The sequence below is a fragment of the Paraburkholderia strydomiana genome, assembly GCF_031456815.1.
Lineage (GTDB): Bacteria > Pseudomonadota > Gammaproteobacteria > Burkholderiales > Burkholderiaceae > Paraburkholderia > Paraburkholderia caledonica.
Genome location: NZ_JAVDVL010000032.1, coordinates 1 through 18,105 on the forward strand (window position 1 = coordinate 1; position 18,105 = coordinate 18,105).

Consider the following 18,105-nt stretch of genomic DNA (forward strand, 5'->3'; position numbering starts at 1 on the left):
AATGGCCATAGGTCTGAAGATTTTTTCAGAAGCTGATCCGCAAGGTGAATAGCATGAGCCGATCAGGTATCGTCGGGGCCGTACTGGTCACCGGTGACAGCAACATGAAATTCCTGAGTTCGATGCTTCCGTCAATGCTGTTGGTATCAGGCATCTCAGGCATCTCAGGCATTAGACGGACCGTCGGCGCAAATACGCGCAGGCCGCTCCGGGCTTCTGAGCGGAAGCGTATCGCAAATTCGGATATCGGTGGTTCAGCGAAGCGGAAGTCGATCCGCTCGACCAGGCCGGCCTGGTCGAGGCTGATGTCGCCAATGCTTGCCGTTGACCATCCTGTACGCACCGGACATTCCGGGCCCGGCAAGAATCACTGAGCCTGGAAATCGACAAGCCGACGCCAATATTCGTCCTGTCGCCCTTCGGGACTTCCTTCCTGCTGCCACAGAACATAGGCCCGCTCCCGAAGATGCTGGTCGAGAGCGCGATGCCAGTACTCGTCCGCGCGCCCATCAGGGCATCCCTCTTTCTCCCAGAGCAGATACGCGCGTTCCCGAACAGCCTGGTCCAAACCCAGTTTCGTTTCTGAATTTTTCTCCAGGTCATCGCCGTATGGAGCCATCTGACCGCCCCGACCCGTGTGCAGCCTGGCTGTCAGAGTGCAGAGCTCAGCGTCCGGGACAAGCCGGCTGTGCGCTGCCGCTTCCAGCGCCTTCGCCTGGAATTCGGCGTCGCCGGGGACATTGCTCGACTCGCCCAGCGTAATCGGGTACGTGTGCAGCACGGTGCCGCTACTATCTATGACGTCAACCAGTCGTTCGCTCATGGCTGTCTTCCTGTGTTTGTCGTTTGATGAGGGGGCCGATAGCTGACCACCGGACCTGTCAGCCAGGCAGAGGCCAAAACCGGCCGGCGCGATCCGAGCATGCGGACGCGCTAGCTCGCCGTCACGAACCGGCGAGCAGCTCGCTGCCAGGCAACCCCATGACCGGTTATAAACAGGCCTCGGAGAATGTGCGGCGAACCGTTTGCCACGCATACACTGCCAACGAAATCGTTGTCCTCACTCTGCGTTGGGAGCGAGCAAGCGATCCTGCCTGCTCGGCCAAGGGCACCGACTGCGCCGTTTTCATGCTGTCGCAGGCCGGCGAGATGACCGACCAGATGCCGGCGCAAAGCGCATCAAGGGTTATACCCGCCGTAAAATCGTCGGGAGAGATCTTTCGGGCTCCTTTGTGTCGGGCGCAGACGGTCTTGTTGTCGGGATGCATGCCGGGGTGCAGACGTTTCCGATAACCTGTGTGACTTCAACGGAACCCGGCTTGGTCCAAGTATAAGCATAGCGCTGGCCGACGCCGACCTTGCAGCTTTTTTGCCGATACAGAGTCAGGAAACAAAAGCGGAATCAGTCGACCGGCCCGAGTAACACGTCGATTGCGGCTTGACCTGCAATTTCAGCCACCAGGTAGGCCCATCGCTCGGTAAAAGGGCCGTTGCGCAACCTTACGCGGCCTCCCCGCGCGCCGAGCACTTCGAGGTTGGTACCGCCTTTGATCAGAAAAGTCACGTCAAACGTTTGCTCTGCAGCCGGAGTCAATTCGACGTGAATCTCGAAGCCGCGGTATGTGATGATTCGCTGCATGGAAGCCTCCCCTCTGTCGACGGAGACTAACATGTGACCCATTTCAGATGTTACTGCCGGAACGAGAATGTATCCCTTTGCGCCGGTCCTTCCAGCGTCGCTGTTGCCGACTCGAGCGCCAGTCGCGTGGTTACCGTCGATGGCCGCGCGCAAACGGTGTAAGCGGTACCCGACTTTGCGTAGGCGATTGTGGTGTGCGGCTCACGTGCAGCAGCAGAACCACGTGCATGAGCAGGTCGTCTTTGCGATGCCAGTACGACGCAAGCCGTCACATTCACCACGTCACGATTTAGTTTGCTTTTCGATGGCATTGAGCGCATGGTGAAAACATCCAGATGACCTGACCGTCCTTTTTCGCATCCGGACAGGCATGGCTTCATGACGGTCGGTATAGCTTAAGGAGCGCGCCATCATGACCATCCCCACCATCGAATACAGAGGGTACGAGCTACGTGCGTACTCTCACCAGGTATTCCCGCTGCACCGTGACCCGTATGCCAAAGGTCCGCGCCAGTTCTCATCCGTCGTGCGAATCGACACCATTCCCTTCAGCGAGGTCAAGGCCCGGCGCTTCGCAACGTTGTTCGACGCGGGAAGTCCAACCAGCGCGGGCGACGCCATCGAGGTCGCGATGCAATACGGCAAAGACATCGTCGATGGCAAGGTTGAGGCGACCCGACTCTGACACATCGAATGTCAGTCCAAGGCTTGAGTGGAGCAGGTCATGCAATATCCGCTTTATGTGCACCGTGATGGAGCTGCCGGCTTTCGTGCCAGTTTTCCGGATCTTCCCCGAGCAGTTGCGCGTGGCCATTCGTTCGATGAACTGAAACGCATGGCACAGGAGGTTGTCGAACTGATGTATGACCGCAGCGAGCAACTCATACCCGCTCCCACCTGCAGTACATCGGAACTGCAATCGCTCGACATGGACGATGGGCAAGGAATCTGGATTTTCATCGAGATCAATCTGATGCGGGTTACCTCGAAAGCCGTGAGCGTCCAGTTCAGTCTGCCCGAGAGTTTGCTGCAGAGAGTAGATGCTGCAACAAAAGAGCGACACTCGACGCGCTCTACGTTCTTTACGCTTGCTGCTATACACGAACTTGGAAACCGAGACGAAGGGCAATTGTCCTAGGTGCCGTTTTTTCCCGTGGGTATTCGCCGACAGCTTACATCCCACGCCGCGAGCGCGTCAGTGTCCAAAACCCTTACGATGTGTCGCGTCGGCCCGGCTATCGGGGGCGACGCCAACCGCCTGTTGGCGAACCAGTTTTTCCATAGCAGGAGTGCATCATGATTGATGACCAGGTAAATGCCGAAGAACTGGCAGAAAGCAGGAAGCAGAGAGAAGCCGCGGCGAATGCGACGGATGATGGCATGCCAGTGGCCCCCGAAGATGAAGGGCGGGCCGTCGACAAGACTCAGTACAGACGGCCGAAGCAATGGGTCAGGCACGCAAGGAAATTGCTGGGTGCTGGAAGCGGCTTTGTGCGACCCTGAACGTGGAAGAATCGGCGAAGAGCCGGTTTTTTCCGGTGACGCGTGCATCGTCCCGGTAGGAGAATCATAAAAGGGCTCTGATGTCGGGTCTGCTGGCGCAGACATAACAAGAACGGGTACGGTTCCATACCGCCATCCAGTTCGAGGCCGAATGAATTTCGACGTGAAGCCGTGGGCGACCGTGGCGCTGCGCCGACTTCAAAAACTCGTGGCCGTCCCAGGTTAGCCGCCAGTCGCTACCCATCGAGCGGACGAGATCTGCGTCGGCCAGCACGTTCAACTGATACCACACACCCCGGTTCGGAACATCGAACGCATCCTTGAGCGCGCTTTCCCTCCTCGAGAGTCTTCAATGTTGCGAGTGCAAGATGCATATCGCCTTTCACGATCTCCTCCTGATGCAGATAGGACGTACATCGAAAGGATGTCTCAGGGGAGCAGGCCCCGAAGTAAACGGCGAGGACCGTCTTCTCGCCGTTGGGGGACGCTGATTGCAAAGATGAACGGCGGAGCCGCAGTCGATGTGTTTCCGGGTTCCCAACAGGCTCATGCCACGGGCCGAACGCGTAGGTTAATTCACCGCCAGTCGCGAGCACTGCCTGCGACTCAACGCTTCGGTCCCCTCATACCCTCGGTTTCCATCGCAGCATTCCGCTCTTCGCAGGCTTCAATGGGTTCCATGGTCTCGTCGATGGAAGCTGTCGCGCGTTCTGTGGCCGCCTTCGTTTCGTCGACGGTGGAACCGAGTCCTCCATCGTCGTCGCCCGGGGGCTCGAGCATGTCTCGAAGCATGGCATCCAACTCCGGAGTGTCCCACGGCACGCCATGCTGCCCTTTCTTCTTTATGTAGTGCCTGACTTCCGCGTCCTGCTCCGGCGTCAGGGGAAGACCGCGAAATGTGCTCTGGGGGGTGGAGTCGGTCATGGCACTGCTCCGGAATTTATCCCATTTTGAGTGTAGCGCTGTTTTGGCCAACGAGCCTCAACTATCGGTCTGCGCATGGACTGATCCGTCCATTCGCATCGCCTCGTCCAGCGGGCGGACGTTGCTATCGGCACAGATAGAGCCCGGGCGCTTTCCGCAATTGCTGCTGATAGCGGCACTGTGCAAACAATCGTCGGACGGGACAACGTCACGCGATGACGTGGTTCGGCGCCGGGGCCTTCCGCAAAGTCGAAATTGGTGGGCGAGTAGCAACCGTGTACGGCTGCCGGGAACAGCCGAGGGACAGGCCACCCATGCGGATTTCCGGGATGTCTGCTCACACCTGTGAGCGGACAACTGCGAGTTGGACGTTGGATGTCGCTTCAGGGTCGGAGTACGCGTTGCCGACTGGCCGCTCCGGGGCCGCGAAATTCCGATGACCGCTTTCAAAGCGATGAGTTCGGGGAGCGCGCTGACGCCGCCCGACCCGCAAGGGACAGTGTAACCGTCCGACCACGCCCGTTCTTGTCAGCATGTTGATATCGGACAGTTGAACGCAGCGCGCTGAGTTCAGGCGGCGTCGTGGTGAAGCTGATCAGCGACGACCGCATGAGGTAGGACGACATCTAGTCAGTAGCAATTTCACCCGGATCTATCACGGCGCGCAGAATCTGGCATCCATTCGGACCACAAACAAACTTGAATCGATGAGGATACGTTCTGTTCTTTTCGCTTGGAGGTTAATGTTGCTTGCACCGGTGCAACATACGCATCTGGCCCTTATAACAGGCGGCGTTCGCAGTCATGGCTACACGGCAATGGTCAGTTGAACAGCGCAGCGGTGCATTTGTTGGTGTTCGTTAATTCTGCTAGCTATGTTCACCGCATTTGCTAGCGCCCGAAGGGTCGCAGCCACCGCCGAATAAGGCTGGAAGGCCACAGCTGGCTAAGAAGCTGGCTCGAACTGCGTGTCAATGGCAGCCCACGGCACCGCGTACTGCGCGGGATTGACGGTCGCTGCGGACTGACTGCGCGGCTCACCTTCTGGCGAACCACCCAACTGGTTCTGCGACGACTGGAATTTGATGGCATGAACGGCACATCGGCCTGAAGGACAACCTGAGTATTGGATAGGCTTTCACAAGCCGAGACAGTTTTTAGGACTTTCAGGCGCGAACCTCATCGTGGCGCGGGGCATGATCCTCACAATCGACGCCGGATAGATTTAAGCGAGCCTGCAATGACATCGAAGATCGTGGTTGCAAAAATTGGAGGACCATAGATTTAATACGGTGTACGCGTGGTTTCATAGCCGCCGCTGCGGCGTCTCCAGGACCTGTGGAAGTGAGGCCATGAAGTGCGCTTCAACCCCAAGACTCTTTCGGCCAAACGTGCACGGGCCAGTGCGTGCCTACGTCCAAGTCGCACAGCTACCACCCGCCAGCAGAGTCAGCGGAATTTCGGTGCGAGGAAGGGCCGGAGCAAAACTGTGGCGAGTCGTCTTATACGGAAATAGCACCCTCTCTTGCAAGATGCGCCGACCGATGCTCTCAAGAGAAAACGGGCTTCCCGAACGCCAATGGGACACGAACACCCGTGGGTCTTGATAGTCGAGGGGCACGCATGGCAAGAAATTTAAGCCGAGCAACCCTGCAACCTTGAGGCGGTGGTTGCCATCCATAACGATTCCCGTTTGTCTGTCAATCGGAATTGGCTTTGTCCACTTGCCAGCTGCCCGGATAGCCGCAGCGAGCAGACGCACGTCCTCCTCGCTGACCATCTCAGACTGGATCAGGAGCGATACGGGCTTAACGGCGACGCAATATGGCAATTGATCTAGCATTTGTTTAACCTCCACTCAGAAAGTTGACAGATGACCTCCGCGAAGCGGGTCAGCGCGACTACGATCGAGACAGGCTCGAATACGCGGCCGATGCGGTGTGCAAGCGACGAAAGTCCTACCGACTTGTAATCGGCAAAGTTGTCGGCATTTCTCAGGCACCGCTCACCAATCAGTTGGTAGCTGTTCATCTCTTTTGTCCTGGCGGTCAGTCGCTCGGTGCGAAGCAAGGTTTAAGCGGTTTCGTTGCTTGTCGACGCCCGCGCGAAAGCTTGCGCCGAGCGCCCGTACTCGATGTCGAACCAGCGGCTCGTGAGTACGTGCCCCGATCGCTGCGTTGGGAGATGAAGCGCTGCATCGAAGGGATTGATATTGGGGGCAATCGCAGCAGCTTGGCGCCGCAATAGTTCAACGACCATCGGCAACCGCTCTGCCCCGAGTCGGGATGCTAACGCCCCAACACTTAGGGCAGCCACGGCTGTCCCAGAACGGTCAAACATCGGCACTGCCACACCAGCCATCCCATCAATCAGTCCGCTGTTAGTTGCTGAGTATCCTGCTTGTCGCACTTGTTCAATGGCGGTACGCAGATATACTTCATCCAACGGTCCATATGCCCTGATCCGCGGCACGTTGAAACGGATAATTTCTTCACGCTCTGCCTCGGGTAGAAACGCAAGAATGGCAAGGCTCGCTTGACCGATCCCTAGTGCCACCCGATCCCCGATGCCCGCTGTGAATGAGCGGATCTGGTACGGCCCTTCGCAAACGTCAAGGCACACAACGTCGAAGCTGCTTCTGCCCATTAGAAAAATTGTCTCACCAAGGCTTCCACATAGTCGGAGCAATGCAGGTCGACACAAGGTGCGCAAGTTGCTCGGATTGCCGGCCTCCGCCGCGAGTACAAAAAAGTCAACGCGAAGCCTGTAAAGCTTAGTGCGCTCGTCCTGCTCAACAACGCGCTCCGCGATCAGTGCTTGCAAGATGCGATGCACGGTGCCTTGCCTAAGACCGACCGTCCTTGCCACGTTAGTCATACGACTGCCCTCGGACCGCGCGGCGAGCGCCCGAATTACAGAAAACGCCCGCTCCAGCATGCCAGTACCCGGTTCGCTGGAGACCTGCTCGTCTTTCTTAACAGTTGCCGCTGTAGGCGACTTGCTTAGTTTTGGGCGCATATTTGCTCATCAGGCAATGGTGGTAAAGCCAAACGGTCCGATGCCTCCAACGGATCCGCCTCGTGTCGGCGAGGGAATCCTTCCATGTCAAGGCGGCGCACCGCAACTCTTCCAATTAAATTTGTAACGGTGTTAGTCGTCCTCCGCCGCTCGGGGCCACTCTTGAATCCTTATGCCGCGTTTGGAATGTGGGCAGAGGACGTATTTTGCGCGTATGAATTTAACCGAACCGCATACTCGCCTCCGCTAAACGTGATTTTGATTAGCGCAATCTAGCTATCTTCTGTCCTAGTCGTCAATCAAAATTATTAACTTAGCTTCCAAAGCGCTAAGCATTCCGGTTTGTAGAATATGGCATCTTGATCGACCCTGTCCGTTTCTGAAAACCAAGCGTTTCTTTACAAAGAGTAAGAATTTAGGGATCAAATATTCACATTCCGTAAGATTTGTTAAATGCGCCCAACGCGAAGTTTTATTGTGATTTGACCGCTCCCGACAATTATTCCTTTCTGTGGAACTGCTTGCGACGTGTCCCGGAAGCGAATTTCGGTTGGCGGAATCAATTAATTATTCTCCGCTTGCCGCTCTCTTTTCCGTTGACCTTCCGCAGCGCCCCGCCTAGAGTCAACGTTGCGCGTGATGACGGAAATAGATAAATGTTTGCACGTGCCTCACGCGAAGCAGTTCACTTGAGAGAGAGCCCAATGAAAAACCGCAACGTCAGTGTCATTAACAACGATCGCGCTTTCGTCGAAATTCATGGACTGTGCGCAGCGACTGTAAATCTCAAGATTGAAGCACTTAACTTGGCAGGTTCGGTCAAGCTAAAAGCTGCAGTAGGGATGATCGACGCACTCGAGATTGAAGGGCGTATAGGTCGCAATACTCGCCTTATCGAATCATCTTCAGGAAGTCTTGGGGTTGCGTTGGCAATGGTTTGTGCTGAACGTGGATACCGATTTACTTGTGTTATTGACCCGAATACCTCAGAACAAAATCGGAAAACGATTGACGCAATGGGAGCGGAAATCGTGATTGTGCGTGAACGAGACGTAAACGGCGGCTTTTTAGGCAGTCGCATTGAGTATATCCACCGTAGGCTTGCAACGGACGCCGACACGATCTGGCTCAATCAGTATGCGAACCCAGCAAATCCGGCATCTCATCACGACTCTACTGCGAGATCAATAAGCGAGGCCTTCTCAGCCATTGATTACCTTTTCATCGGTGCGGGCACTACAGGAACGTTGATGGGTTGTAAGTCCTTCTTCCGCACACATCGGCCGCAGACACGGATCATCGCGATAGACAGCGTCGGATCGGTGACTTTCGGATTCCCACCATCTCCACGCCACATCCCTGGCTTGGGGACAAGCCGCCGACCAGAGATATTTGATCCCGAAGGACTTGACGCCATGGACCGGGTCAAAGAGGAGGATGCGGTGACGTTGTGTAGATGGTTGGCACGCAGCCACGGACTTCTCGCCGGCGGTTCAACTGGTTCAGTGCTAGCCGGTATTCACTTATGGAAGGACCGTATTCGTCCCGACGACGTCGTAGTCGCGATTTCGCCAGACCTTGGCGAACGATACCTTGATACGATTTACTCTGATGCGTGGGTCGCCCAACGCTTTGGTGCCACACCAATCTCGGCGGATCTTTCTTCACTGAGTAAAAGAGAGCGGGAGCCGGCATAACGCGACAGATGCCCCTCGTTTTGTTGCCGGAACAAATGCCGTGCCGTCCCCGGTTCTCAAGCCTTTCGTACTGCTTATCGTCAAACTGAAAACAGTGCGATGATATAACTCTGACCTACGTCACAAACTGGAAATTTATGCAATCGACCAATCCGATGCGAGCAAAGGAACGGGAGTGGGCGTTCGCTGTCAGAAATGACGCCGCGATGTTGGCATCAATTGAGCACTGCGTAGACGGGCCTTATCACATCATTAACCCCGATGAGTTCGGTCGCAATCTCAAGGCATTCCAAGACGTTCTGGTCGGCGCAGGTGTATCCGGCCACGTGTACTTCGGTAAGAAGGCCAACAAGGCTGGCGCTTGGCTGCGCCAAGTCTCGACGATGAACGGATCCGTCGACGTTGCTAGCGCGCCGGAGCTGGTTCACGCGCTTGCCAACGGAGTTCCGGGCAATCGTATCGGTGTCACGGGTGCGGCGAAGACCGGCGATCTCCTTTGGCTGGCATCTCGTCACGGTTCAGTCGTTGCAATTGATGCGTTGGACGAGCTTGAGCGGGCAATTTCCATCGCTAAGCAATCCCGGAGCGCATTGCGAATACTGCTGAGGGTACTTCCGTCAAGTCACCCGGATAGCAGGTTTGGATTGAACCGAGACGACCTTCAACAAGCATTGTCCCGCTGCGTGAGCGCTCGCGACCACATTATCATGGATGGGTTTTCGTTCCACCTTGACGGATACACGGTGGCGCCGCGCGCGGAGCTAGCCTCTGCTCTAGTTCATAAGTGTCAGCAGGCGCGCGAGGCTGGACTCAGAGCTTCGACGGTTTGCATCGGTGGTGGGTTTGCGTGCAGCTACGTAGAAGAAGAAGACTGGCGAAAGTTCGTGGAACAGCTGAGACCCTCCCAATTTCATGCGCAGAAGACGTTCGGACATTTCTACCCCTACTACCAAAATCCGACGGGAGCGGCCATGCTAGATGCCATCTTGCAGACAACGGTCGCGGATACGACGTTGGCTACAAAGTTACGCGTTGCCAAAATCGACCTTCATCTTGAGCCTGGAAGAGCGCTGGTCGACGGGACGGGAATGACCGTCTTTCCAGTGTTGGGCTTCAAGCGGAATTCAGACCACGGCATCGTGACGGTCGCTGGAGTAAGCATGAGCCTGGCGGAGCAGTGGAGAAACAGCGAGTTTCTTCCTACGCCAATCCTCATCCAACGTGGGCCTCCTCGCCGCCAGGAACCGATACACGCCGCGATAGGCGGCTCCAGTTGTATGGAAAATGACATGCTTACATGGCGGAAAATCAAGTTCCCGGCAACGCCACGCTATGGTGATGTCGTCGTGTACCCGAACACGGCTGGATATCAAATGGACAAAAGCGAGAGCGAGTTTCACCAGATTCCGCTCCCGCCGAAGATAGTAGTTGCTGCAGAGACCAAAGGCTTTGTTTGGAAGATTGACAAATAGCTTCGGAAAAGTCGCATGCCACTGATTCTCACGAGTCTTCTGTTCGGGGCATCGCACCACCCAAACCGCATCGATAATAACGCTAGGATATGCGCCACTATCGCGAAATCGTCCAGCTTGCAACACCGATTGCAGGAATTCAACTTGCCCAGGTCGCTCTAACCAGCACCGATCTTCTGATGATGGGCCTTATCAACGTTGAAGCAGTGGCGGCCGGAGGGCTTGCCATCTTGCTATACAACCAAATCCGGACGATGTGCGTTGGCATGGTTACCAGCGTCGGAAATTTGGTTGCCGCATCCGTGGCACGAAGCGAAAAAAGGACGGGCTCGCCTATTCCTGACGCGATCAGTGCGGAGGAGGTTAAAGACTTGCTACGCGCTTCATTACTGCTCGGGATGATCGTATCCTTGTGCGCGGGTACCATCCTTTTGATTGCGGGCCAACTCCTAGCTTTCGCCGGACAAGATGTCGGAGTCACGTCACTTGCTAAGCCGATATTGGCAACTCTGGCACCCGGCCTATTGCCAATGCTGTGGCTCAACGTCCTGCGACAGTTTTCGGTTGGTATGAGACGGGCCGGCTCTTTACTGACGGTCACTATTGTCTCTATTGGCGTCAATGCATTACTCGACGCGGCTTTCGTCTACGGTTGGTTGGGTATTCCTCGGATGGGACTTGCGGGCATAGGACTCGCGACAACATCGGTGCAAGGATGGACTTTCATCGTCTATCTGCGGATGATCAGGCGCGACAGGGTTTTGCGGCCCCTGCTTGCGCTGGATGGGTGGAACGCGCCTTGGTCCACTGTGGTGCTGATTGCGCGTACGGGCACGCCCATCGCGTTGACGTACGGTTCAGAGGCGGCCATTACTTCCATAGCGACTGTTTTCATGGGTACCTTCGGACCGGTCGCACTGGCTGCGTCGAACATCGTAAATCAACTCGCTTACCTTGCATATCAGCTGAACATCGGGCTCTCGCAAGGATCGTCAATCCTCGTCAGTCGAGCGATGAGCAAGGGGGAGCATTCTGAAATTGCGGCGATCGCACGTCAAACCCTTGCCATCAGCGCTTCGCTTATGTTTTTACTAGGTCTCCTGTATATCTTTGTTCCACAGGTCGTGCTGCGGCCATTTCTCGGGATGCATGCAGATCCTTCGGTAACGGCCGCAGCCTCGATCTTGCTTTGGTTTGCAATCGCGCACCAATTGCTAAAAGGGTCTCAGAATATTTGTATCGGGCTCTTGCGAGGACTGGGAAACACGAAAACAGGACTAATCAGTGCGCTCGTCGGGTACTGGCTCGTGGGCATCCCGGCTATGGCCCTTCTGGCGTTTGGTGCGGGGCGGAAGGGCCCAGGCGTGTGGTCGGGGCTTTGCGTCGGCTTCGGCGTAACAAGCATCTTACTTTGGCAGCGTTTCAGGCGCGATCTAAGCGCCGCGAGGAGACGCAAAGACGAGCCGACCTACCATCACCAGCTGATTAAGCGTGAGGCCGGAAGTGCGGATGCTCACGCCCATCAAAAGATTCCAAGCTAAACGTCGCGCAATGTCTCACTACTGACATCGGTTGCCAGCAACACGTCAACAGGAGGATCCGCCTTATGCTCAACAGCCCCAATCTCAAAGATGCGACCCGCATCGGCCGAAGCTCCGTGCCAAAAGCGCCCGAGTTCCAAGAACTTTACGACTTCGACCGAGAAGCCAAAACAATAATTGAGGCCACGTTCCCTTACGAAACGCAGGTGCATCGAGCACACGTCGTTATGCTGTCGGAGCGTTCCATCCTTACCGTCGAGGAGGCCGCGGCGATCCTCCGCGGCCTAACCATCGTCGATGAGAAAGCGAACAGCGACGTATCACTTCGCACTTACCTTCCATACGAAGCGGCGCTGAAACGAATCGCTGGTCCGGTAGGCGGGAAAATGCACCTTGGTCGCAGCCGAAACGACCTCGCCAACACCGTTGGCCGGATGTTTCTCCGTGATCAGTTGAACCGCACCATTGAAGCAATCGTTTTACTGCGTCAGGCCGTCGTCGAAAAGGCTGCAGAGCATCTTCAAACTGTAATGGTCGTCTATACCCAACGAAAAGAAGCTCAACCGATTACCTTGGCGCATTATCTAATGGCGATCAGCGAAAGCCTAAGCAAAAGCATTGCCCGTTACGAACAACTGTACGTCCGAATGAATCAGTGTCCCCTGGGATCAGCGGCAACTGCAGGAACCGGTTGGCCGCTCGACAGGACTCGGACCTCTCACTTGCTCGGGTTTGACGCCCTGGTTGTTAATACGATCGAAGGTGTAGCTGGTTGGGATCACGTTGCAGAGTTTGCGGCCAACAATGCGATCTACTTGAGTGGCCTTAGCCGACTGGCTTCGGAAATCCAGTTATGGACTACAGACGAGTACCAAATCGCTGAACTCGATGCTTCTTTTGCTGGCGCAAGCAGTATCATGCCGCAAAAGAAGAATCCGGACTCTCTCGAGAGGATTCGCCAAGTCGCTGCTTCCTCGATGGGGCCGCTGGTTGCCATTCTCACATCGCTCAATGCTGTCGAATACCAGTACAGCGCCGCCCGCGTGGGCCTTGAACCTCGCTCGCTCGATTCGCTGATAGCCGCGACTCACGCTATGAGCGGAGTGGTAAGGACCTTGCACGCTAACGAACTCCAAATGCTGCGCTATGCCACCGAAAACTTCGCGACAATGACCGATCTTACCGATGCAGTCGTGCGAGAAGCCGGCCTTGATTATCGGGAGGCACATGAAGTGATCGCACGAGTGGTTGACACAGCCAAGGAGCAACGCAAGACAGCCGACCAGATTGATATGGACATGGTTCAGCGGGCAGCGATGGACCAGGTCGGTCACGAGTTGAAAATCCTCCCACAAGCTGTCTTCGACGCGCTCGATCCCATGAAGAACGTACGTCGCCGAGACGGGATAGGGGGGCCTGCGCCAGCCGCTGTCCAACGCACCATAGATGACGCGCTCGCTGAAATCGGCGACCATATGACGAGACTCGATCTACGCCGACAGCGGCTCAGCGCAAGCGCGGACGAGCTAAGCCAAGCTGTTGCAACAATCATCGATAATCCCTTAACTGAACCTGCCGGACATTAGGCGGTTCGGCCTTACACGTAGCGACGTGTGTACCGTCCCGCGATCGCACGTTTCCTAGACCTCGTGTTGCTCCTGTAAAGGAACCGGGGTGGCCGGCCCGGAATGTCGCAACGACTCGAGCGTCCCTTAGAGGTATCAGATACCTAAACACCTGAGGACCAGAATGAAGACCTTCCACGGCATTAAGACGTCCGGTTGTCGACACGAAGCGGTTTTAAGATTGCGACGACGGCAGGTGACGCCTACATGAGCATTAGCCGTAAGCGGCCAGCGAACCCGTCTTGACGAACGATGGATTACCGACAGGCGCGAGAGGCTGCCAGTTATGCGCAAGCGCAACCAGCAACTGCTGGACGTATCGCGAACTTCGCGACGGTTTTTGCGACTGTCCGCGCATCGCCGCTGAAGGCGACTTTTGGCCAGGTGCCCTTCATCTGTCAATTTGCTCAAGCTCGAGCGGGTCATCGGGATCGAGGCGGGGAAGGGCGCGGAGTCCGTTCCGTCGATGGCAGACCGGGCCGATGAAATGGATGTCTTCGTCGTCGATCTGCGGTTCCGCAACTTCCAGCGTCACAAGCAATTTGCAACGGTCACAGACCCACATGGTAGACCTCCATGACGAGAGGAGGGTACCGCCAACTCAGTTACTCTGTGGGCGCTAGCAGGTCGGCCAAGTGTCGACAAGGTGCCGAGCCGCGGACATTTCAGGATGGTAGTTGTCTAACGCCGCGTCAAGCTCCAATCTTGCGCGCGGCGCGTATGGCGTCGTCTTCGGCTGCCGTCGCGCGCGCGTGGCTTGGTAAACGAAGCAACGCGGCATTCCTGCGCTCACATACAGACCCCCCACCGCAGCCGAATACCCCGGAGCGACCACGAAGCAATCGTGATGGTGGCGCTGCGCGCGGTCCATTCGAGTACCGACAGCTGGCTGGGCATCGCGTACCGGGTGAAGCCAGCTCGGGCGCATCCGTCGCCCATGCTTATAGGACCATCGTCCGATTGACCCGCGGGCCGCGCATATTACTCTACGCGAGAGACAGGTGGCGAGTTTTTCCCTTCGGCGCCGGGCGCATCTGAGGATCACCCATGCGACAACCCAAAATTGTCATCGTTGGTGCAGGCTTGGTCGGTGGATCGGCGGCGCTCTTTGTGGCATCGACCGTCCCTAGCGCCGAGATCGTCATCATCGATATGGCCCGGGTGCGCGCAGAGGGCCAGGTTCTGGATCTGGCGCACGCCGCGACATTCTGGGGACATAACCGCTTTCACGCCGGGGAATACGATGATGCGCGTAATGCCGACATCATCGTGATCACGGCTGGTGTCGGCGTCAAGCCGGGGCAGACGCGCCTCGACATCGCTAAAACGAACGCTGAAATCGCCTGCGAAATTTTCGATCGTACGGCTCCTCTTGCGCCTGATGCGATTTATGTCGTTGCGACCAACCCCTGCGATGTGTTGGCGGGGGCCGTCTTTGACCGCCTGGGTTGCGACCGTCAACGTGTGATCAGCACGGGCACCTCTCTCGACACTGGCCGACTGCGCGCCCTGCTCTCGGAGCGGCTCGGAGTCGTTGCGTCTGCGATTCACGCATATGTGCTAGGTGAGCACGGCGAGTCGGCCCTGATCGCGTGGTCCGGTGCGACTGTGTGCGGCATGACGCTCGACATGTTTCTCTCCCGAAGCGGAAAGGAGCTGGGCCCTGCCAGTCGCGATCTGATACTGCGTTCCGTGCATGAGGCTGCCAAACTCATCAAGGAAGGCAAGGGCTCAACCCACTACGGCATCGCCAGCGCGATCGCCCGGATCTGCGAGGCCATCGTCCACAACACGGACCTCATTCTGACGGTGGGCGTCGTGCACGCCGAAGTTGAAGGCGTAGCCGACGTTTGCCTGTCGCTGCCGATGGTTATCAACGGCAACGGCGCCCAATTGCTGGCCTATCCCGCGCTTGACGAGACCGAGCGCGAGGCCCTGCTGCGCAGTGCGCACATCATGAAGGAAGCAACCGACCGCGTGCTTACTGACCAGTAAGGCCTCGAGACGACGCGGATAGACGCGCAAGATCCCTTGCGACGAGGTTACTCATGGCTCAACAACCTGAAAAGGCATCTGCCGAAATCAAAGCCCGCTCAACGAAGCCAACGGCCGGGTTTCTCGGACAGGTCTGGAAATTTCTTGTCCCGGTGGGCATTGGCGTGGTCCTCTGGTTCCTGCCGACGCCGGACGGTCTACAGGTCAAGGCGTGGCACATGTTCGCGGTCTTCGTTGCGACCATCGCCGGGATCATGACGTCTCCCTTGCCAATGGCCGCGGTCGCCATCATCGGTGCAACGATCGGGGTGCTCGTCGGCGTGGTGTCGTTCGCCGACGTCACCAAAGCCACGGGTACAGACCTGGTCTGGCTCGTGATGCTTGCCTTTTTCATCTCCCGCGGCGTCATCAAGACCGGCCTCGGGAGGCGCATCGCGCTCGTCTTCATGCGTCTGCTGGGCAAACGAACCGTGGGGCTGGGGTACGGGCTTATCCTGACCGAACTCGTAATTTCTCCCGCCATGCCCAGCATCACGGCTCGCGCCGGTGGCGTGATGCTGCCGATCACGAAAGCCATTTCGGAAGTTCTCGGCAGTGACGCGGACGACCCGCAATCCCGTGGCAAGGTGGGCACGTACCTGATCCTCTGCGCATTCCACGCCAATATCGTGGCCGCCGGCATGTTCATCACGTCCATGGCGGGCAACCCCCTCGCGGTCAAGTTCGCCGCGGACCAGGGGATCTCGATCAGCTGGCTTGACTGGGCGGTAGCCGCCTCCGTCCCGGGCCTGCTATGTCTTGCAATCATTCCGGTTGCCATGCTCTGGATCGCGCCACCGCAGCTTCGTTCGACACCCGACGCCACGGACTTGGCTCAACGGGAGCTCAACACCATGGGGCCCATCTCAGCGCATGAGATCATCATGGCGCTGATCTTCATCGGGCTGCTGGTGCTCTGGATCTTTGGCGACCAGCTGGATATTGGCGCAACGCTTGCAGCAGCGCTGGGAGTCTCACTTCTTTTCATTACCGGCGTACTCACCTGGCAGGACGCCCTGAATGAAAAATCCGCGTGGGACACCATGATCTGGATCGGGCTGCTGATTATGCTGGCATCCAAGCTCAATGAATATGGCATGGTCACCTGGTTCGGCAAGGAGTTCGGTGCCCATCTGGCAGGTTTCCACCGGCTGGCCGTCTATATGCTGGTTGCCGCCATCTATGTCTACATCCACTCCTTCTTCGCGAGTGCTACCGCGCACATCAGCGCACTGTTTCCCCTATCCATGGCGCTGATGGTCGCCGCTGGTGTGCCGCCATTCGTCGCGGCGATTGCACTTGGCGTCCTGAGCAACATTAACGGCTGCCTGACCCAGTACGGTATCGGCTCGGGTCCGGTTATGTTCGGCGCTGGCTATGTTTCACAGGGCCAGTGGTGGAAGGCAGGTTTTCTGATGAGCCTCGTCTACATGGCAGTTTGGCTCGTGGTGGGACCGCTCTGGTGGAAGGCGCTGGGCCACATTTGAAACGATCTACTCCACTGTCTCAAACACGGTCACGTTGTGGCCGCAGAGAGGACGACATACATCCTGGGTTCGCTTGCGTTGTGGATCCCGATACCGATGGAGTCATGCGACGTGCCAGCACGCCTCATGTAGGCCTTGCACAATGCCGGGCGAGACGCGTATGACGCAAGGAATACGTCGCTTTGTTTCAGGCGCGCGTCGCACGCTGCATGCGGGGAGCCAAATCCGGTTCGCCGTTTGCTGTTCGCGCAGACTATGTCGGTCGCTGGCAACTTTAGCCTTCGAGTGAGTGTTTATTTCAAAGCGCGACGCAAGGACCACGTTCGAACAAGGAACAAGCGGCTGCAACGGGTCGGGGAGCGTGCACTGACGACTGGCCGCTTCGATGCATCGCAATTCCACTGGCCGTTTTGGGGAGACCTGATGAGCGGAGTGACGCAGCCCGACCCACTGCGGCCAGATGACCTTCTCCAAACCGGTCAGTCAGCAGAATTCAGTTTTTGCGAACCAGAGCGCCCATGAGCGGCCATTGGCGAGTTCACCCGATCGGCCACTTTCGGTCGTTCGACAGTGAGGGTTGGATCGTCGACAATCGCGAAACATGGAACAGCTAGCATCTCTCGCCCGGACCAAAAAAATGAAAGAACATTGGCAACTTCCTGTCGCGGCGTCAGCTTTATTGCATAGCCCGGAATTTGTCGTCCTTCCACGGCGCGAGTGCGCGTTGAAATTATTGATCGAGGGCGACGATGGAACCACCGAGGCGATCGCGCTGCAGTTCACCGGGGTGGAATGCTACAAGTGCACTTTTCTGACCTCGTGTACTGCGGACATGTTCAATTTCGCGTACGGGAAACTTGTCTCGCTCGATAGCGCGTGGTTAGACGAAGTCCGAAGCACAGGAAAGAAAGATCCTGCGGCTACGAGTGCCTTGCAGCATTTGATGATTACGTTTGACGATGGGCCTTGCTATGAGATCGTATGCCGTTCGTGGAGCATCACCGAATGACCGTTCACATCACGTTCCGTGGACGTCCCGCCCCTAACGTCGGGCGAGCATCGGCCACAACCAATGGGATGGACTCCTCCTCACCCGACTGAGACGTGGCGCATGATTGGCGACATGTTCGGCCGGTCAACGAGGAGGAACCCGAAATGGACATGA

General features: G+C 57.0%; 18 protein-coding genes. 10 read left to right on the forward strand and 8 right to left on the reverse strand.

The genetic code is table 11. The features are described from left to right. Positions 1 to 25 precede the first annotated feature (25 nt). From J2W46_RS33965 to J2W46_RS33975, 3 genes are all read right to left on the reverse strand, one after another. Positions 26 to 343, reverse strand: coding sequence for a hypothetical protein (locus J2W46_RS33965; RefSeq protein ID WP_310360327.1), 318 nt, complete (start codon positions 341 to 343; stop codon positions 26 to 28). A gap of 24 nt (positions 344 to 367) precedes the next feature. Then, entirely contained in the window at positions 368 to 823 is a 456-nt protein-coding gene (locus J2W46_RS33970) for a DUF2934 domain-containing protein (protein WP_087751460.1), read from the reverse strand. Positions 824 to 1,402: 579 nt separating this feature from the next. After that, positions 1,403 to 1,639, reverse strand: coding sequence for a hypothetical protein (locus J2W46_RS33975; RefSeq protein ID WP_087751458.1), 237 nt, complete (start codon positions 1,637 to 1,639; stop codon positions 1,403 to 1,405). Between the two features lie 412 nt (positions 1,640 to 2,051). Here J2W46_RS33975 and J2W46_RS33980 point away from each other — a divergent pair, with 412 nt between their 5' ends. From J2W46_RS33980 to J2W46_RS33990, 3 genes are all read left to right on the forward strand, one after another. Beyond that, positions 2,052 to 2,324, forward strand: a complete 273-nt coding sequence (locus tag J2W46_RS33980; protein WP_087751457.1) for a hypothetical protein — start codon at positions 2,052 to 2,054, stop codon at positions 2,322 to 2,324. A gap of 39 nt (positions 2,325 to 2,363) precedes the next feature. Then, complete coding sequence (locus J2W46_RS33985) at positions 2,364 to 2,777, forward strand: type II toxin-antitoxin system HicB family antitoxin (RefSeq protein ID WP_310360329.1); 414 nt, start codon at positions 2,364 to 2,366, stop codon at positions 2,775 to 2,777. Between the two features lie 158 nt (positions 2,778 to 2,935). Then, a complete protein-coding gene (locus tag J2W46_RS33990; RefSeq protein WP_087751455.1) occupies positions 2,936 to 3,142 on the forward strand; it encodes a hypothetical protein in 207 nt (68 codons plus the stop codon). A 606-nt stretch (positions 3,143 to 3,748) separates the two neighbouring features. Here the strand turns inward: J2W46_RS33990 and J2W46_RS33995 are convergent. From J2W46_RS33995 to J2W46_RS34010, 4 genes are all read right to left on the reverse strand, one after another. Continuing rightward, positions 3,749 to 4,066, reverse strand: a complete 318-nt coding sequence (locus J2W46_RS33995; RefSeq protein ID WP_087751454.1) for a hypothetical protein — start codon at positions 4,064 to 4,066, stop codon at positions 3,749 to 3,751. Between the two features lie 1,411 nt (positions 4,067 to 5,477). After that, positions 5,478 to 5,909 (reverse strand): ParB N-terminal domain-containing protein, encoded by a 432-nt coding sequence (locus tag J2W46_RS34000; RefSeq protein ID WP_310360331.1) that lies wholly within the window; start codon positions 5,907 to 5,909, stop codon positions 5,478 to 5,480. Then, complete coding sequence (locus J2W46_RS34005) at positions 5,903 to 6,097, reverse strand: hypothetical protein (protein ID WP_310360334.1); 195 nt, start codon at positions 6,095 to 6,097, stop codon at positions 5,903 to 5,905. Before J2W46_RS34005 ends, J2W46_RS34000 begins: the two co-directional genes overlap by 7 nt. A 42-nt stretch (positions 6,098 to 6,139) precedes the next feature. Then, complete coding sequence (locus J2W46_RS34010) at positions 6,140 to 7,003, reverse strand: IclR family transcriptional regulator (protein WP_374726919.1); 864 nt, start codon at positions 7,001 to 7,003, stop codon at positions 6,140 to 6,142. A 785-nt stretch (positions 7,004 to 7,788) separates the two neighbouring features. Here J2W46_RS34010 and sbnA point away from each other — a divergent pair. From sbnA to argH, 4 genes are all read left to right on the forward strand, one after another. Next, on the forward strand, positions 7,789 to 8,781 hold the full coding sequence (sbnA, locus tag J2W46_RS34015; protein WP_310360338.1) for a 2,3-diaminopropionate biosynthesis protein SbnA: 993 nt from the start codon (positions 7,789 to 7,791) through the stop codon (positions 8,779 to 8,781). 137 nt (positions 8,782 to 8,918) lie between these two features. Then, complete coding sequence (locus J2W46_RS34020; protein WP_310360340.1) at positions 8,919 to 10,253, forward strand: type III PLP-dependent enzyme domain-containing protein; 1,335 nt, start codon at positions 8,919 to 8,921, stop codon at positions 10,251 to 10,253. Between the two features lie 89 nt (positions 10,254 to 10,342). After that, positions 10,343 to 11,794, forward strand: coding sequence for an MATE family efflux transporter (locus J2W46_RS34025; protein WP_310360342.1), 1,452 nt, complete (start codon positions 10,343 to 10,345; stop codon positions 11,792 to 11,794). Between the two features lie 65 nt (positions 11,795 to 11,859). Beyond that, positions 11,860 to 13,380 carry an argininosuccinate lyase gene (gene argH, locus J2W46_RS34030; RefSeq protein ID WP_310360344.1) on the forward strand — a complete coding sequence of 507 codons (1,521 nt, stop codon included), beginning with the start codon at positions 11,860 to 11,862 and terminating at the stop codon, positions 13,378 to 13,380. Positions 13,381 to 13,810: 430 nt separating this feature from the next. Here the strand turns inward: argH and J2W46_RS34035 are convergent, their stop codons facing one another. Further along, complete coding sequence (locus tag J2W46_RS34035) at positions 13,811 to 13,984, reverse strand: hypothetical protein (RefSeq protein WP_310360346.1); 174 nt, start codon at positions 13,982 to 13,984, stop codon at positions 13,811 to 13,813. 482 nt (positions 13,985 to 14,466) lie between these two features. Here J2W46_RS34035 and J2W46_RS34040 point away from each other — a divergent pair, with 482 nt between their 5' ends. From J2W46_RS34040 to J2W46_RS34050, 3 genes are all read left to right on the forward strand, one after another. After that, complete coding sequence (locus J2W46_RS34040) at positions 14,467 to 15,414, forward strand: lactate/malate family dehydrogenase (protein WP_310360348.1); 948 nt, start codon at positions 14,467 to 14,469, stop codon at positions 15,412 to 15,414. A gap of 53 nt (positions 15,415 to 15,467) precedes the next feature. Beyond that, a complete protein-coding gene (locus J2W46_RS34045; RefSeq protein WP_310360350.1) occupies positions 15,468 to 16,940 on the forward strand; it encodes a DASS family sodium-coupled anion symporter in 1,473 nt (490 codons plus the stop codon). 601 nt (positions 16,941 to 17,541) lie between these two features. After that, positions 17,542 to 17,949: a hypothetical protein gene (locus J2W46_RS34050; protein ID WP_310360352.1), complete on the forward strand. Its 408-nt coding sequence runs from the start codon at positions 17,542 to 17,544 to the stop codon at positions 17,947 to 17,949. Positions 17,950 to 18,105: the final 156 nt, after the last annotated feature.

What these genes read in the sequence shown, in the direction of transcription:
- J2W46_RS33970 (WP_087751460.1), bottom strand. Translation starts at nt 823, where the DNA reads ATGAGCGAACGACTGGTTGACGTCATAGATAGTAGCGGCACCGTGCTG.
- J2W46_RS33975 (WP_087751458.1), bottom strand. Translation starts at nt 1,639, where the DNA reads ATGCAGCGAATCATCACATACCGCGGCTTCGAGATTCACGTCGAATTG.
- J2W46_RS33980 (WP_087751457.1), top strand. Translation starts at nt 2,052, where the DNA reads ATGACCATCCCCACCATCGAATACAGAGGGTACGAGCTACGTGCGTAC.
- J2W46_RS33985 (WP_310360329.1), top strand. Translation starts at nt 2,364, where the DNA reads ATGCAATATCCGCTTTATGTGCACCGTGATGGAGCTGCCGGCTTTCGT.
- J2W46_RS33990 (WP_087751455.1), top strand. Translation starts at nt 2,936, where the DNA reads ATGATTGATGACCAGGTAAATGCCGAAGAACTGGCAGAAAGCAGGAAG.
- J2W46_RS33995 (WP_087751454.1), bottom strand. Translation starts at nt 4,066, where the DNA reads ATGACCGACTCCACCCCCCAGAGCACATTTCGCGGTCTTCCCCTGACG.
- J2W46_RS34000 (WP_310360331.1), bottom strand. Translation starts at nt 5,909, where the DNA reads ATGCTAGATCAATTGCCATATTGCGTCGCCGTTAAGCCCGTATCGCTC.
- J2W46_RS34005 (WP_310360334.1), bottom strand. Translation starts at nt 6,097, where the DNA reads ATGAACAGCTACCAACTGATTGGTGAGCGGTGCCTGAGAAATGCCGAC.
- J2W46_RS34010 (WP_374726919.1), bottom strand. Translation starts at nt 7,003, where the DNA reads ATGCTGGAGCGGGCGTTTTCTGTAATTCGGGCGCTCGCCGCGCGGTCC.
- sbnA (WP_310360338.1), top strand. Translation starts at nt 7,789, where the DNA reads ATGAAAAACCGCAACGTCAGTGTCATTAACAACGATCGCGCTTTCGTC.
- J2W46_RS34020 (WP_310360340.1), top strand. Translation starts at nt 8,919, where the DNA reads ATGCAATCGACCAATCCGATGCGAGCAAAGGAACGGGAGTGGGCGTTC.
- J2W46_RS34025 (WP_310360342.1), top strand. Translation starts at nt 10,343, where the DNA reads ATGCGCCACTATCGCGAAATCGTCCAGCTTGCAACACCGATTGCAGGA.
- argH (WP_310360344.1), top strand. Translation starts at nt 11,860, where the DNA reads ATGCTCAACAGCCCCAATCTCAAAGATGCGACCCGCATCGGCCGAAGC.
- J2W46_RS34035 (WP_310360346.1), bottom strand. Translation starts at nt 13,984, where the DNA reads ATGTGGGTCTGTGACCGTTGCAAATTGCTTGTGACGCTGGAAGTTGCG.
- J2W46_RS34040 (WP_310360348.1), top strand. Translation starts at nt 14,467, where the DNA reads ATGCGACAACCCAAAATTGTCATCGTTGGTGCAGGCTTGGTCGGTGGA.
- J2W46_RS34045 (WP_310360350.1), top strand. Translation starts at nt 15,468, where the DNA reads ATGGCTCAACAACCTGAAAAGGCATCTGCCGAAATCAAAGCCCGCTCA.
- J2W46_RS34050 (WP_310360352.1), top strand. Translation starts at nt 17,542, where the DNA reads ATGGAACAGCTAGCATCTCTCGCCCGGACCAAAAAAATGAAAGAACAT.